The 14,521-nt window shown below is 66.0% G+C and carries 13 protein-coding genes and 1 tRNA gene; 5 read left to right on the top strand and 9 right to left on the bottom strand.

What is annotated here, in order from left to right; all coding sequences use genetic code 11:
• Positions 1 to 95: 95 nt before the first annotated feature.
• The 3 genes from IHE55_RS10885 to IHE55_RS10875 all read left to right on the top strand — a co-directional run bounded on the left by IHE55_RS10885 (position 96) and on the right by IHE55_RS10875 (position 2,221).
• Positions 96 to 698, top strand: coding sequence for a hypothetical protein (locus IHE55_RS10885; protein ID WP_197988840.1), 603 nt, complete (start codon positions 96 to 98; stop codon positions 696 to 698).
• A 95-nt stretch (positions 699 to 793) separates the two neighbouring features.
• Positions 794 to 1,852 (top strand): transposase, encoded by a 1,059-nt coding sequence (locus IHE55_RS10880; RefSeq protein ID WP_307826609.1) that lies wholly within the window; start codon positions 794 to 796, stop codon positions 1,850 to 1,852.
• A gap of 27 nt (positions 1,853 to 1,879) precedes the next feature.
• Positions 1,880 to 2,221 carry a hypothetical protein gene (locus IHE55_RS10875; protein ID WP_197988839.1) on the top strand — a complete coding sequence of 114 codons (342 nt, stop codon included), beginning with the start codon at positions 1,880 to 1,882 and terminating at the stop codon, positions 2,219 to 2,221.
• Positions 2,222 to 2,495: 274 nt separating this feature from the next.
• On the opposite strand, the gene IHE55_RS10870 is transcribed toward IHE55_RS10875, so the two are convergent.
• The 3 genes from IHE55_RS10870 to IHE55_RS10860 form a co-directional block, all read right to left on the bottom strand.
• Positions 2,496 to 3,620, bottom strand: coding sequence for an ATP-binding protein (locus IHE55_RS10870; RefSeq protein WP_197988838.1), 1,125 nt, complete (start codon positions 3,618 to 3,620; stop codon positions 2,496 to 2,498).
• Positions 3,621 to 4,718: 1,098 nt separating this feature from the next.
• Positions 4,719 to 5,165: a hypothetical protein gene (locus IHE55_RS10865; RefSeq protein ID WP_197988837.1), complete on the bottom strand. Its 447-nt coding sequence runs from the start codon at positions 5,163 to 5,165 to the stop codon at positions 4,719 to 4,721.
• A 92-nt stretch (positions 5,166 to 5,257) separates the two neighbouring features.
• Positions 5,258 to 6,604, bottom strand: a complete 1,347-nt coding sequence (locus IHE55_RS10860; RefSeq protein WP_197988836.1) for an AAA family ATPase — start codon at positions 6,602 to 6,604, stop codon at positions 5,258 to 5,260.
• Between the two features lie 567 nt (positions 6,605 to 7,171).
• Here IHE55_RS10860 and IHE55_RS10855 point away from each other — a divergent pair.
• Positions 7,172 to 7,342 (top strand): hypothetical protein, encoded by a 171-nt coding sequence (locus IHE55_RS10855; protein WP_372442652.1) that lies wholly within the window; start codon positions 7,172 to 7,174, stop codon positions 7,340 to 7,342.
• 307 nt (positions 7,343 to 7,649) lie between these two features.
• Here IHE55_RS10855 and IHE55_RS10850 read toward each other — a convergent pair whose 3' ends face one another.
• From IHE55_RS10850 to IHE55_RS10840, 3 genes are all read right to left on the bottom strand, one after another.
• Positions 7,650 to 8,096: a hypothetical protein gene (locus tag IHE55_RS10850; protein WP_197988835.1), complete on the bottom strand. Its 447-nt coding sequence runs from the start codon at positions 8,094 to 8,096 to the stop codon at positions 7,650 to 7,652.
• Complete coding sequence (locus IHE55_RS10845; RefSeq protein WP_197988834.1) at positions 8,093 to 8,359, bottom strand: ribbon-helix-helix domain-containing protein; 267 nt, start codon at positions 8,357 to 8,359, stop codon at positions 8,093 to 8,095. The genes IHE55_RS10850 and IHE55_RS10845 overlap by 4 nt, the downstream gene beginning before the upstream one ends.
• A 237-nt stretch (positions 8,360 to 8,596) precedes the next feature.
• Positions 8,597 to 8,669, bottom strand: a tRNA-Arg gene (locus IHE55_RS10840).
• A gap of 645 nt (positions 8,670 to 9,314) precedes the next feature.
• Here IHE55_RS10840 and IHE55_RS10835 point away from each other — a divergent pair.
• On the top strand, positions 9,315 to 10,358 hold the full coding sequence (locus IHE55_RS10835; RefSeq protein ID WP_197988833.1) for an SGNH/GDSL hydrolase family protein: 1,044 nt from the start codon (positions 9,315 to 9,317) through the stop codon (positions 10,356 to 10,358).
• A gap of 73 nt (positions 10,359 to 10,431) precedes the next feature.
• On the opposite strand, the gene IHE55_RS10830 is transcribed toward IHE55_RS10835, so the two are convergent.
• From IHE55_RS10830 to IHE55_RS32605, 3 genes are read right to left on the bottom strand one after another with little or no spacing between them, the layout of a single operon-like run.
• Positions 10,432 to 12,468, bottom strand: coding sequence for an IucA/IucC family protein (locus tag IHE55_RS10830; RefSeq protein WP_197988832.1), 2,037 nt, complete (start codon positions 12,466 to 12,468; stop codon positions 10,432 to 10,434).
• Positions 12,465 to 13,046, bottom strand: a complete 582-nt coding sequence (locus IHE55_RS10825; RefSeq protein WP_197988831.1) for a GNAT family N-acetyltransferase — start codon at positions 13,044 to 13,046, stop codon at positions 12,465 to 12,467. The genes IHE55_RS10830 and IHE55_RS10825 overlap by 4 nt, the downstream gene beginning before the upstream one ends.
• A complete protein-coding gene (locus tag IHE55_RS32605) occupies positions 13,039 to 14,343 on the bottom strand; it encodes a lysine N(6)-hydroxylase/L-ornithine N(5)-oxygenase family protein (protein WP_197991931.1) in 1,305 nt (434 codons plus the stop codon). The genes IHE55_RS10825 and IHE55_RS32605 overlap by 8 nt, the downstream gene beginning before the upstream one ends.
• Between the last annotated feature and the right edge of the window lie 178 nt (positions 14,344 to 14,521).

Below are 14,521 nucleotides of genomic sequence, written 5' to 3'. Positions count from 1 at the left end.
AGCAAGGCGGACGAATCCGTCCCGGACGAGAGCTGAGACTGAGCCCACCTATAACTCGGGTGACGGTTGGATGCGGTCGGCGCTAGCGTGCGGCGGTGATCAGCAATATGGGAGTACGCCTGGGTGCGGAGGCCGCACATCGCCTGGCGCAGACGGGCTTTTATGAGTTCGAGGCGGGGCTGACGGAGGCCGAGTTCACGCGCATCGAGCGCGAGTACGGCTTCGAGTTCGCGGACGATCACCGAGCATTCCTTGCGGCCGGGCTCCCGATCAACGTCCCTCCCGAGGACGGGCAGACCTGGTCCAGGCCTTGGCCGGAGTGGCGCGGCGGCGATTTGGACAGCTTGCATCGGCAACTCGACTGGCCGGTCGAGGGTGTTCTGCTCGACGTTGAGCACAACGCGTTCTGGCACGAGGGTTGGGGTGAGCGTCCAGCCGACGGAACGGCGGCGCTGGATACGGCGCGGCGTCGTCTGGCAGAGGTGCCGGTGATGGTGCCCGTGTATGGCCACCGGTACCTGCCTGCCGGCCGGGGAAGCTTCGGGCATCCGGTGCTCTCGATGTGGCAGACCGATGTCATCCATTACGGCATGGACCTGGCCGACTACATATATCAGGAGTTCGACGAGGCGCGGGGCGAGGCCGACGACAGCTGGAACCCGCGAGCGACGGCCCTCTTCTGGCGGGACCTTCTCTGACTCTTCAAAGAGCCCGGGCAGTCGACGGACGCTCTCAGCCTGGGAAGCTGCGACCATCTGCAGCAAAATCGGTCGCTGACCTGTGTGAATAGCAGGTGTGTGGCCTTCTCTGGCTCGGCTGCTTTCACTGTGAGTCCCCGCTGTTCGTCAGCCCCATCGGCGCCGTCCTGGTCAGCACCGATTCCCCGGCCAACGCCCACGGCTACCGACGCCTGCTGGACTTCGCCCGCCAGCACATCCCGGGCCGCCGCTGTTGGGCCCTGGAAGGCATCGGCAGCTACGGCGCCGGCCTCGCGGTCTTCCTGAACCAGGCCAGCGAGCAGGTCGTCGAGGTCTGCCGCCCAAAACGAGCGGCCAACCGCGGAGGCCGCAACACCGACATGATCGACGCCGTCCGGGCAGCCAAGGAAGCCCTCGTCAGCGAGCACCTCATCCAGCCCCGCCTCCGCGGCGAACGCGAGGCACTGCGGGTGTTGCTTGCCACCCGTCACTGCGCAGTCCTCGCCTCCACCGCCGCGATCAACCAGCTCAAAGCACTGATCATCTCCGCGCCGGACGACCTCCGCTCCGAGCTGCGGAAGCTCAAGCGTCCCGCCCAGATCGCATACTGTGCTCAGTTCCGCGACCGCCCGGCCCAGAACCTGGAGCACCGGATGACGGTGCGGGCCATGCGGTCCACGGCCCAACGCGTCCAGGCCCTGCAGGTTGAGGCCAAGGAACTTGAGAACGAGATCCTCACCCTGGTGCGGCAGCAGGCCCCCGCGCTTCTCGACCTGCTCGGAGTAGGACCGATCACCGCAGCCCAAATCTTGGTCAGCTTGTCTCACCAGGGACGATTCCGCTCGGAAGCCGCCTTCGCCTCCTTCGCCGGCGTCTCGCCGATCCCTGCCTCGTCCGGGCTCACCAACCGACACCGACGCAACCGCAGCGGCGACCGACAACTCAACCGGGCCATGCACACGATCACCCTGATCCGGATGCGGCTCGATCCCTCTACGAAAACGTACGTCGCACGCAAGATCGCCGAAGGAAAGACCTCCCGTGACGCGCAGCGATGCCTCAAGCGGGTGGTCTGCCGCCAGGTCTTCAAGACCCTTGAGCGCTCCGACCGGAACCAACTCAGCAACGTCGAAGAACTCACTCAAGCGGCTTGACACGACATAGCAGCCTCGGGGGACGGCATGCAGCGGGAACTGCTCGAACGGCTGCTGGTCGGCAACGACGAGGCGTCCGTGGCCGCCCTGGCTGCGCTCCGCTGCGGCGCTTCCCACGTGGTCTGGGAGGGGACCACGTCCGCTGGGGCGCTCGCCCGTGTGTATGAACGTCGACTGCGGCACACACGCCGCCGGGGCATCGGGACCAGGAGCCTGGCCCACGCCGTGGATCAGCTCGGCCGGCATCAGCACCCAGTCCGCCTGGGGCAGATCAGGGCTGTTGATGGCGCCTGGACTTTCAAGCTGTTCCTCACCGAGGACGGCAGCAGTCTGATCGCGTGCACCGGCGTCCGACGGACCCACGTCTGAACCGCAGCCGCCGAAAGTCAGCCACGACGGCGGGTGCGTCGATCGCTGCTGGTGCCGTCGACCAGAGCAAGCCGCGACAGCTGGTGCGTGACCACGGCGCCGGTGCCCTCAGCTTGGGAAGTTAAGGTGATCTCGGGTTCGCTGTGACGCTAACCTGCGGCGAAGCGGTCTTGGCGCTTGGTGGCCGTCGGCTTGGTTTTCCGCTGTTCCCCCGGTTCCCCCCAGGATCTGGCACGCGTCTGACACGGACCTCCCGGCAGCACCAGGACCGGCGCTAGGGTGAGCCTTCCAAGTTTTGTGGGACATCGGATAGTTGGCCGCGTCTCAGCAAGGCGCGGCCAGCGGCCAGCGTGGAATGAATCGCAGGAGCGGTGATAGGGATTGACCCCTCGCCTCTGCGGCGGACGATGCTAATGAAGGCCCCCTCGATGCGGCCGTCCACTACCGCCCCATGGACAAGGAAAGGCTTGAGCTCCTCGGGTTGAGGTGGAATGTGGAGAAAGACAATGCCCTGCCCTGAGCCATCGGAGATTTCCTCGACGTCAAGGAGATCGGGGGGTGGGTACAGATGATGTTCAAGAGCGCTCTGATACCGACGCAGCGTGCGCCCGTCGAGGGGTACTGGGCAAACGCTGTGAATCACCTCTCCCGTAGGAACCTTCTTTCCTCGCATTCCCACCACGACGATTCCTCCGTGCTCGGCGTTTGCAAATCTTGCTACCGCCTGGGCTATTGAGATCTTTCCGTGTTGTGCATCGAGGTCGTAATGTGCACTCTTTACATCGAGCCACGGGCCTTCTGGTTGACCAATTAGAACGTCGGCTCGCCCCGCTCGGAGAAGTTCGATGGTCGTCTCGCGGGTGAGCTCTCCGCTCTCGGCAGCCTCTAGAAGTGCAATCGCGCCACTGCCGATCTCGTATAATTCACGGACTAGTCGATTGCGTAGGTTGCACTCGATATCGACGCGCCATACGAAAGGAGATGTATGGTAGTCGACAGTCATTTCGATGTCGCGAAGTGCTGCTCTACGTTTAGCGAGATATGGTGCGAGGATAGCCCGATAGACGTCAGGTAGAGTTTCTTTATTGAACTCTTCCGCCTTCGTAATGACGTGAATCTGCACGACCAGTTTTCCTTTTTTAAGTGAGATCTGCACCGAGCCCGGCGGTGACCACTCATCGTCAAACTCATCTTCGTCGCCCTCGACGATGAATACATCCATTTCGTCTGCCTCGTAGAGGCGAGCTGCGCTTTGCAGAGCATGCTTAAGGTCAACGGCTTTGAACTGTGCAAGTTCGGACTCGTGGAAGACGTACCCTTCAACGTCGCGATACTGGCGGCAGGTGTCCTCGAACTGAAGCTCCTCGCGGGTCCTGTCGAAGCGGATGGTTCGTGGCAATGGGAGTCCTCCGAGAGGTGTGGACGGGCATGATCGTTCGGTGTGGGGTCACACACGCAGTCGCTGCGTGCGGCCAGTTCGCTACTGCGGATCTCAGATGATGCCTGGAGTTCGGTCTTTTCCGCAGGTCTATCGCGGCGACTTGTGACCCCGCCAGGGGACGCAATCTGAGGTGTCTTGTTGCCCTGGGTCTTGTCGGGGATCTTGGTGAGCCGGGTTTCTGCTGATCGGGGCAGTGGGTGCGTCCGCCCGGTGGTCGTCGTTGGCCGCTGTCGAGTGACCTCGGACGGCCCAGCTTCGCTGCGCTCGCCTGACGGCTGGCGCCTTCGACGCGCCCAGCCCGAACCTCAGCCGATGACTGTCCGCCACAAGGACGGGTGCGCCGACCGACCACGCACGCGTGTGCCTTGCTATGCCCCGCCAGCCTCAGCCATGCTGCCATGCCGCCAACTAGAGCAAGCTGCGCCGGCGGGAGCGTGGCGGTGAAACCTTGGGCGAGGACCTCTTCGCGGCCGTGCTGTCCTCCTATTCAGGCCAGAGCCCGCCTCCCTGAGGGAGGAATCTCAGGTATGGCTTGACGCGTTGTGCCCCCGGCAGGATTCGAACCTGCGACACCCGCTTTTAGGAGAGAGGCTGGGTGATTTGGGACCTGAGCTGCGACTTCGTCGACCGCGGAAGGGTGCGGGTGCTCGACTGTGGGGCACCCGCGTTGACCGTTGCTGACCCCTGCATCTGGCACGCGGCATGAAGCTGGTGCCGCTAAAGGCGTTGATGGCCGCACCCAACCGCGGCGTTCCGTCTCGGGAGGGGAGCCGATTCGGCCGAGCCTCTAACCTGTGCGGGGTAGCGCTGTGACCTGTTCGTCCCGAACTCTCGGCTTGAAGGTCACAGGGAGCCAGTGGGCTGGTCGATCGCCCTTGATGACTGTCGGGGGTCGGCTGCGGTCGCGATGGTTGCTGTGCTCCACTGCTGCAGAGCAACGAGCGCCGGGCGCTTGGACGAGATCAGGCAGATGCCTGTGACCTACTTGGCGTACCGAGTGGAGCGCAACGACGTCAGTGCGCTACATAATTGCGCTCCGCTACCACCCTCGGGGAATCACGCAGCGCCCCAGTTTCGGAGCTTGCGGTGTTCCTCTACACGAGCACCAGCCCTTGCCCACTCAACTGCGCCGTCCTCTTCGCGTGCCGGATTCACCCATACCACAGAGCCAATCTCCGCACATTCGGAGGACAGGACAGAGAGAAGGCTGCGCATTTTTTCGTCGAGTGAAGAAATCAACTCATCTGAAGCCCAGGCGCATTGCACGAGCAGGAAATCCTTGCGCACGGCATCCTTCTGCTTTAAGGTGATAGACTCGGTGACTTCGATACATTCGGCGAGTATTTTCACCTTTTCGTCGTGACATTCGACGAATCTGACTTTTCCGCGACGCTGCATGTAGCTAAGCCACTGGAGTGAGAATTTCGATCTGTGCTTTTGCCATTCCTGAAAGAGTGACTTATTCATGGCGACGTAATGGCCTACGTCCTGAATTTGCTCCATAAAGTCGCGACATGCTTTGGATATGGGGTTCTCTGTGCCTCCAGCCGATCTAGCGATCGACGCATCGACGACTAGCGTCCTCTGCATCCGGTTCACCCGAGAGTCGCCCTCTCCATGGCAGCGTTCAAGTAGGTCGCTTCAGATGTCATGTAGACATCATCGAAGTCCTCGGGCCAGTCCCCGAAACTTCCGTCCGGCTGAAGGTCGGCTGTGCTGATTTGCGTTTCACCGGTATGGCGGTCGCGCGTGAACCAATGCATCGCCACGTCATCTGGTTCGAGCGAGCCTTGAGCAATCAACGTTTGTACTGCGCGCAAGAAGAGAGAGCTATGAGTCTCGATTACGACACGCACTCCGCGGTCCACTGCACGTCTAACCAGTTCCGCGAACTTCAACTGCGCTCGCGGGTGAAGATGGATTTCGGGCTGTTCCAGGTAGACCAGTTGCCCGGGTGTTGCCGCCAGCAGTGCTACGACAACGGGGAGAGTCTGCGACACGCCGAAGCCAACGTCGGCGATATTGACTAGATCGCGCGCTCCTCCCTGTCGTGCTTGAGGCAGACGACCTACAAGCAACTCAACTTGAGTATCGTCCACCTGCTTGGCTTCGATCTTCCAGGTGAGGCCCAGTTCTTCGACGTCTTTCCGTAGCTGTTGAAGTTTTTCTGTTTTTTTGTTGTTTTGCCAGTAAGAGATGATTCCGGCAGTATACGTGTCGAATCGCCCGGGGTACCGAACATCGACAGCAGCGGTGCGATATGTGCGCAAAGGGTTGCCGCGAAGGGCGGGCAAATGGATGATGCGGGATGCGATATCCGAAATGTCTCCGCGCCCGCTGAAGCTAAGAGGGATTGTGGTTGTGCTGCGCCCTCGTTCGTACTCCACAGCTGGACTAAGAATGAAACGATCCCGGGTTACGGTGAGTTTCGTATTCGGTCGCTTAAATAGATCTGGCAAGTCCGCGCCTGAGAGGAGGGGGTCGATCAGCTTCTTGAGTTGGTTTTGGGGCATCCCCTCCCTAATGGCGATGGCTTCTTCTTGGTTGGGTAGAAAGTAACCAGAATACTCGGCGACTCGGAGGTTTCCCGTACCGTCTTTGTTGAATCGGACTCTTGTCTTTGTTTCGGAGGTGGTGATACCTACCGAAAATCCCCTAGAGCGAGCGGTTGCAGACAATGTCTTCGATAGAACCTGCTCGATTTTGGTTACGCTAACGTTCGGGCCATCCAACTGCAACGGTCCCGGGTCATAAGGGGCGTCGGCAGTCTGCTTGAGCAAGAGAAGGGGCTGCATGATGCTGGACTTGCCCGAACTGTTCACGCCTGCGATCAGAGTGAGGGCTTTGAGTGCGATTACATTTCGCTGGCCAAGTGACTTATACCCTTCGATCTCCAATTCCTCAATCGCGTAGGGGAACTTCCGGCGAGTTCGAGGAGCCACGCTGTCCTCCGTGTCGGTGTTTCTCCCCTCGATAGGAGGGTGCTGCTAACAGTGTGCACGCTTCGGGGCAGCAGGTCCTAGATGTTGGGCTGACGGCGTCAGGTCGGCGGAACGGGTTTGGCCGGTGGCCTGCGCTGTCTGGGGTCGAGCACGATCAAGGGGCCGTACGCTGGTTGGCAACTCGGGCAGGCTTTGGACCTGCCCGCAATGTGCACGAGGGGCCCCTGGTCTTGCTCGACGCGGGACCCGGACCGGGTAGGTGGCTGCAGCCGTGGAGCCGACCGGCCCCAGCCACGACGTACCCCTTCTCTGACGGCAAGCGGCTGATCGCTGTGTGCGCGGTCCGGGCGCTGGCCGGGCTGGAGCGGGGCGGAGACAGGAGCGCGGTCCGGCCCGGGGTCGGGCCGCACGCGGTGAGCGGAGCGGGCCGCACTTGAGCTAGTAGAGAAGGTTGTAACTCAACAGTGGTGGGCCAGGGATTGAGCCATCTTGCGGGCGGGGTATGCGAACTGATACGCGTATTGCGGCACGACCACACGGCTTCGCGATGGGCGAGAGGTACGGCAGTTGCCCACCCAGGAGCGGTACACGGTTCTGTGGCTGCCGGGGACTCTCCCCGTGTTGCGCACGCTGCGGGTCGTTTATGCCGAGGGCTACAGGCCGATCGAGGCAACGGTCATGGCCAAGGCCGGGTACCTCTACGAGCTGGAGTACGAGTTCTCGGCGGCGAACAGCTGATGTGACGGCTGGATGGCGAAAGGGCACCCAGGAACGTTCCTAGGTGCCCTTCGCGCTGGTGCCCCCGGCAGGATGCGAACCTGCGACACCCGCTTCAGGAGCCTCCTCGGAGCGACGCTGACCTGCGGAAATAGCGACTGCGGCGTGTCTGGGTCGGGGATACGCTCCTCCGCAGTTCTCACGTATTCACGGTGCTTCCCGTCCCCGTGTGTGCGAATACGTGCCAGTGGGGTGCTGTCCGGCGAGGGGCACAGGTCGCTCAGCGGAGCCGGCGAGTGGCTGGAGCGAGGTAAGGGGCGGCGTTTCGTCAGACCTTCTCGACTCGCACGGGATGCCCCGCCAGGAGTTGGGTCATGTCGTCGGTGTCGGACGTGAAGACGGTTGCCTCGGCCCCTTGTGCGGCTTCCCGCCCGGCCACAGCCGCCAGGATGGCGTCAATGGCGTACTTGTGGCCATGTAGACCAGCTGTCTTCAGCATGTCGCGTGCCGCGGCGATCAGTTGGTCTTCCGTGTGCAGGACGCGGATCCGGGACAGTGCCCAGTTCCACAGGGCCTGCCTCGATGTTTCGCGAGGATCCCATGCTTCCAAGGTTGTGAGCGCTGACGTGACGATGGGGATGTCGAGCCGCGGAGCCATTTTGATCAGGGCGGCCATCTCCCGATCGCCGTGAACCGCTTTGGAGAGGGCTTCGGAGTCGAACACGAAGACGCGCCGTCGCGGCCGGTGCACTGTTGCTCGGACGCTGCGGCTCACGCGGCCTCGCCTGCATGCGAGTGATGCTCGTCGTGCCAGCCGTCGATTGCGGCGATACGATCCAGCGCTGCCTGCTGCTCGTCGTCGGTCACGGTGCCATGTTCTTCTTCGAGGCGTTCAGCCAGCTCGCGCAGTCGGTCCATGGCGTCTTGATGAGCTGCGGCGGCCGCAATGTAACTGGAGACCCCACGCGCATCGACGCGCTCCTTGATCGATTCCACCAGTTCTTCCGGCACGGTGATCGTGATCTTCCGAGTTGCCATACTTCAAGTATGTCATGCCATGTGTCGTGGGCGGATGCCTCGGCTGCCCTCGTCTTCGGCGGTCACCTCACGCTGTGTCCGGGAAGGTCGGAGTCGTGCGTGAGGGGCGAAGGGATCTTGCGGTGCTCGTGGTGCCCGGCGATCCGCTCGCTCACGCAAACGGCCCCGGACGAGGAGTCCGAGGCCGAATAAAGCGCCTCCCTGAGGGAGGAATCTCAGGTATGGCTTGACGTGTTGTGCCCCCGGCAGGATTCGAACCTGCGACACCCGCTTTAGGAGAGCGGTGCTCTATCCCCTGAGCTACGGAGGCGGGGCTGGAGGCGCTGGGCGCTTCCGGTGGTGCGGGCACGGACGGAGCGTGCCAAGCGCCAGTGTAGCGGGTGGTGGGTAGCCTGCGAGGGCGCCCCGGTCAGACGGGAGAGGGGAGGGGCGGGGTGCCGGCGGCCTGCCCGTGCCCGGCACGCGGCTGCCGTCGGCGGGCGGGTCTCGTACCGCATCCCGTTGAGCCCTTCGACGAGGTTAGGGCGCGGGTACCGGGCCGTCGCAGCCTCTCCGGTCGCGTTCCGGAGTCGAAGCCGGCCGGCGGAGCTGCCTCCATCTTGGGCTCCACCCGTGGCCCGGAACCGGGGAGGAGGAGTTCGTCCGCCCGGAGTCCTTGGGCGCCGTCTTCGTCCGCGAGGTTACGGGACAGGGCAGCTCCGAACGGGCGTGACGGGTCCCGAGCGGGACCGATGTCGAATCCACCGACCACGGTCGCGCCGTCGCGCTCATGAGCGCTAGCGGGATGTGCCAGGAGTCGACGGGAAAGCCGAAGGATTAGGCCGATCGAGTGGCGGCGGATCGTCTCATCGGACACGATGGGGTGACGCCGCAGATGATCTCGGCTGAGGTGCGTTCCGCCCCGGGCGTCACGTTCCGGTCGCCCGGACGTCTTCCACATGATCTTGGAGGGTCCATGCGACACCCCGTCTCCCGCAGGCGTACGCGAGCTCTGGCCGTAGGCCTCGCGCTGGCCGCGGCCACGCTCTTACCCACCGGCTCCGCCGGTGCGGCCGACCAGTACGAGTGGGCCGCGCTCGGGGACTCGTTCACCGCGGGCGTCTTCGTCGGCGACCCGGTGCCCCCGCTGGGGGATCCGTCGCAGGACGGCTGCGCCCGGACCAGCGAGTCCTACCCGAACCTGGTCGAGCGGGAACTCGCCCAGTCCTCATTGGGCAAGAAGGTCCGCCTGACCAACGTCGCCTGTAGCAGCGCGGTCATCGCGAACATCGCCAAGGTGAAGCAGACGCCGATCAGCCCGGTCGAGACCCCGCCCGGCGGCTGGCCCGCGGTGGACACGCAGATCAACCGGGCCGGGCTCGACGCCGACACCGACGTTGTCACCATCGCCATCGGCGGCAACAGCCTGCCCTTCGGTGACATCTTCCCCAAGTGCCTCGAACTGGGCGCGGCCGACAAGTCCTGCCGCGAGTACTTCACCAACCCGCCCGCGGGGGTGGAGAGCGTGCGGGAGAGGCTCAACCGGGTTCAGAACGAATACACCGAGATGCTGGCCGAGGTGCACCGGGCTGCGCCCAACGCCAAGGTGATCACCATCGGCTACCCGGCGATCATGCCGAACGACGCCACCGCCTGCGACCGCGGGTCGCTCACCGAACTGGGCACGACCACCCACGCCGACATCGACTGGATGCGTGACGACGTCCTCAAGCCGCTGAACAAGCGGATCCAGCGGGCCGCGGCGTCCTTCGGCGACCGCTTCGTCAACCTCTACTCGTCCAGTGAGGACAACAACGTCTGTGAGCCCGAGGGCGTCAAGTGGATGGAAGGGATCTGCGGCGACGCCGCGGACTACTGGCCCGCCACCTTCCCCGGCACGGACGTGGACTGCGCTCCCCTCGGCAAGCGCGCCACGATGATCCACCCCAACGCCGCGGGACACGCCAACACCGCGATCCTCGTGGAGCGGGCGGTCCGCCACGCCCTGAGCCAACACTGACCCACCGGCCCGAACGCTGACGCCGGAGCCCGGCCCCTCGGCCGACGGCTCCGGCGTCGGTGCGTCCAGGCGGTCACACCACGAGGGCCCCCGGCCGGACGCCCTCGCCGCAAGACCCCGCCCCGGGCGCCCCCGCCGGGAGGCGCCCCCAGCAGCGGCGGCCCCCGCCCTCAGCCCCCCCGCCGGCCCGGAACCGGGCGATCGGGTTGGGGAGGGTGCCGATGAGCTGGAGGGCGGCGGCGGGGTCGGCGAGGTCGACCATCTGCTTGTTGTTCCGCAGCTGCAGCCGGTTCAGGCAGGACAGGGCGAACTCCTCGGCGAACATGTCGTAGCGCCGCAGCTTGTCCGCCAGGTGGGGGACCGACTCCGCGTAGTCCGCCACGCATTCGGCGACCGTCCGCCAGAAGGCGTCCTCGTCGAGGGTGCCGTCGGTGGCCAGCTGGGCGCCGAGGAAGCGGAAGAAGCAGTCGAAGACGTCGGTGAAGATCGACAGCAGCTTGGTGTCGTCGGGGATGTCGGCGCGGATGCGCTGCACGGCGGGCGGGAGGGCCGCCGCCGGGTCCATCACCACGATCTCCTCGGCGATGTCCTTGAAGATCACCCGGTCCACCGTGCCGGACTCGTCCAGCACCATGATCACGTTCTCGCCGTGCGGCATGAAGGCCAGGTCGTAGGCGTAGAAGCTGTGCAGCAGCGGGGTGAGGTAGGCGTCCAGGTAGCGCCGCAGCCACTGCTCGGGCGCCAGGCCGGAACGTTTCACCAGGGCACTGACGAAGGACCCGCCGTCCCGGTCGGTGTGCAGCAGGGACGCCATGGTCGCCAGCCGCTCACCGGGCTGGAGGCGGGGCACCGGGCTCTCCCGCCACAGGGCGGCGAGCATCTTCCGGTACGGCGAGTAGCGGTCGGTGGCGGCCTCGTACTGGCGGTGCCGGTAGCCGATGGCGGCGCGTTCGCGGATGATCGTCAGGCCGGTGCGGCGGAGCACCTCGTCGGTCTCGATCAGCCGGGCGAGCCAGTCGTTGATCGCCGGAGTGGCCTCCATGTAGGCGGCGGACAGCCCCCGCATGAAGCCCATGTTGAGCACCGACAGCGCGGTCTTCACGTAGTGCCTGGCCGGCGCGCTGGTGTTGAAGAAGGTGCGGATGGACTGCTGGGCGAGGTAGGTGTCCTCGCTCTCGCCGAGGTAGACCAGGCGCCGGGCGGCCAGTTCGCCGGCGAAGGTCACCGACGTCTTGTTCCACCACTGCCACGGGTGCACCGGGATGAGGTGGTGGTCGGCCAGGTCCAGGCCCAGCTCGCGCAGGACGCCGGCGAAGCGGGCCAGCTGCTCCTCGCCGAGTTCCTCGCGCACCAGGGTGTCGTAGTCCAGGTCCGCGGCGCAGGTGAAGGTGGAGTGGTCGCGGTGGGCGGCCAGCCACACCAGGCGGACCGGCGAGGCGGCCTCCGGCGCGTACCGGTGGTACTCGTGGACCCCGAAGCCGAGCCGGCCGTTGTTCGCCACGAAGCAGGGGTGGCCCTCGGTCATCCCGGTCTCGATGGCCTGGAAGTCGCCGGTGGCGGCCAGTTCCGCGGCGCTCGGCTCCGGCTTGGTGAGCTTGTACGCGGTGCCGGCCAGGGTGGAGCTGATCTCCTCCAGGTAGACCGGGAGGATCTCGTCGCTGAGCCCGAGCGCGCCGCGCAGCTCGATGAAGAAGTCGATCGCGTCCAGCGGCAGCTCGGCCCCGTCGCGGTGCCGGGTGATGCTGCCGGCCTCGACCTGCCAGTGGTCCAGGGCCAGCTTCCGGGCGGCGAAACGGTACTCCGTCGCCCCGTCGTCGGAGTGCACCGACCAGCCGCCGCCGGGCAGCGGCCGGGGGTCCAGCAGCCGCTCGTGGGCGAACTCCGCCAGCGCCTTGCGGATCAGCTGCCGGCCGGCCCGCGCCCACAGCTCGGGGGTGAGGTGGGCGGTCGCCGGACCGGCCTCGGCGGTCGGCGCGACGGCCTCCCGCCGGGCGGCGCCCCCGGTCGGGGCGGTGTCCCCGGTCCGGGGGGTGGCGCCGGGGCTGGCCGCCGCGGAGGTCCCGGGGGCGGCCGCGGCCGGCTCGGGGCCGCGGGGGGTGGCGGTGGTCATGCGGTGACTCCTCGGGTGGCCTGGAACTGCTCGCGCGTGCAGGTGCTCAGCAGCGCCTCCTTCTCCGGCTTGCGGACCGGTCCGACGACCTCGAAGCCGACGGCGGCGTTGAGGGCGTGCACCGCCGTGTTCCGTACGTCCGGCTCGACGACGACGCGGCGGACCCGCGGATCGGTGAAGAGGAACTCCATCACGGTGGTGATGACCGCGCGGGTGAAGCCGTGCAGCGGGGTGTCGGTGGGTGCGCACAGGAAGTGCATGCCGACGTCGCCGGGGAGCGGGTCGTAGAGGCCGACGAGTTCCACCTGGGACGGGTCGTAGCGCTCGACCAGGAAGGCCGGGCTGCCGCGGTGCAGGCCGATGAACGCCTCGTGGTGGGGGTGCTCGGTGATCCGCCGGTACTCCCGTGCCACCTCCGCCACGTCCGCGTCCTGCATCATCCAGAACGCCGACTTGGGGTGGGTGACCCAGCCGTGCAGCAGCGCCGCGTCGGCGTCCGGGTCCAGGCCGCGGACGGCGAACTCGCCCAGCGCGCGGTCGGTGCGGGTGAAGACAGTCGCGGGGGTGGTGTCAGCCACGGTCGGCCTCCCCCTGCGGCGCGCCGAACTCCTGGAAGGCGATGGTCTTCTCCACCGGGTAGTACTCCCGGCCCAGCAGCTCCCGGATGATCCACGAGTTGCGGTACGGGCCCATGCCGAGGTCGGGCGAGGTGATGCTGTGGGTGTGGGTGCCGCCGTTCTGCAGGAAGACCTCGCGCCCGGTGGTGTCGATGCTGTAGTTCCGGGCCACGTCGAAGCGTCCGCGGGAGTCCCAGCGGAGCCGGTCGCGCACCGGCTCCAGGAAGGCCGGCGGCTCGTAGCGGTAGCCGGTGGCCAGGACCAGGCCCTCGGTGGTGAGGGAGAAGTCCCGCTCCTGCTCGGTGTGGCGCAGCCCCAGGGTGTAGGTGCCGGTGGCCGCGTCGTGGGCGGCCCCGGTCAGCTCGGTGTTGGTGAGCAGCCGGGTGGGCACCGGGCCGGCGATGCTCTTCTGGTAGAGCAGCTCGTAGATCCCGTTGATCAGGTCCGCGTCGATGCCCTTGAACAGGATCTTCTGTTCGGACTCCAGCCGGTAGCGGGTGTCCTCCGGCAGGGCGTGGAAGTAGTCCACGTACTCCGGGGAGGTCATCTCCAGCGTCAGCTTGGTGTACTCCAGCGGGAAGAACCGCGGGGAGCGGGTCACCCAGTTGAGGCGGTACCCGCAGGAGTCGATGTCGGCGAGCAGGTCCTGGTAGATCTCGGCGGCGCTCTGCCCGCTGCCGACGATGGTGATGGACTTCTTCGCCTGCAGCGCGGCCTTGCCGGACAGGTAGTCGGCGTTGTGGATCCAGTCGCCGCCCAGGTCCCGGCAGGCCCCGGGGACGTACGGCGGGGTGCCGGTGCCCAGCACCAGGCGGCGGGCGCGGTGGGTGGTGGCCTCCCCGGTCGTCTCCTGGCGGGCGTGCACCGTGTACACGCCGTCCGCCTCGTCGTACTCCACCCGGGTCACGGTGTGGCCGAAACGGACGCTGCGCAGCTTGCCGGCGGCCCAGCGGCAGTAGTCGTTGTACTCGGCGCGCAGCGGGTAGAAGATCTCGCGGATGTAGAACGAGTACATCCGGCCCGACTCCTTCACGTAGTTGAGGAAGGAGTACGGGGAGGTGGGGTCGGCCATCGTCACCAGGTCGGCGATGAACGGCGTCTGGAGGGTGACGCCGTCGAGGAGCATGCCGGGGTGCCAGTCGAAGTCGGGCTTGCTCTCCAGGAACAGGCCGTCGAGTTCCTCGATGGGCTCGGTCAGACAGGCCAGCCCCAGGTTGTAGGGGCCGAGGCCGATGCCGATGAAGTCGTACGTGGACATGGGCTTCCTTCGAAGGGGGTCGCCGTGCGGGGACGAAAGCGGTTCTCGGGCGGTCAGCGGGCCGGGCGGGCGGGCCGGCCGCCGGTGCGGTGGACGGGCTCGGCGGCGACGTGGGCGGGGGCGACGGGCCCGGTGGCGACGGATCCGGCGGCGACGGCCGTACGGGCGGGGGGCGGGC

Origin of the sequence: Streptomyces pactum (assembly GCF_016031615.1) — a bacterium.
GTDB lineage: Bacteria > Actinomycetota > Actinomycetes > Streptomycetales > Streptomycetaceae > Streptomyces > Streptomyces pactus.
The sequence above is the reverse complement of the archived record's forward strand: the minus strand, read 5'-3'. Positions and strand labels throughout refer to the sequence as shown.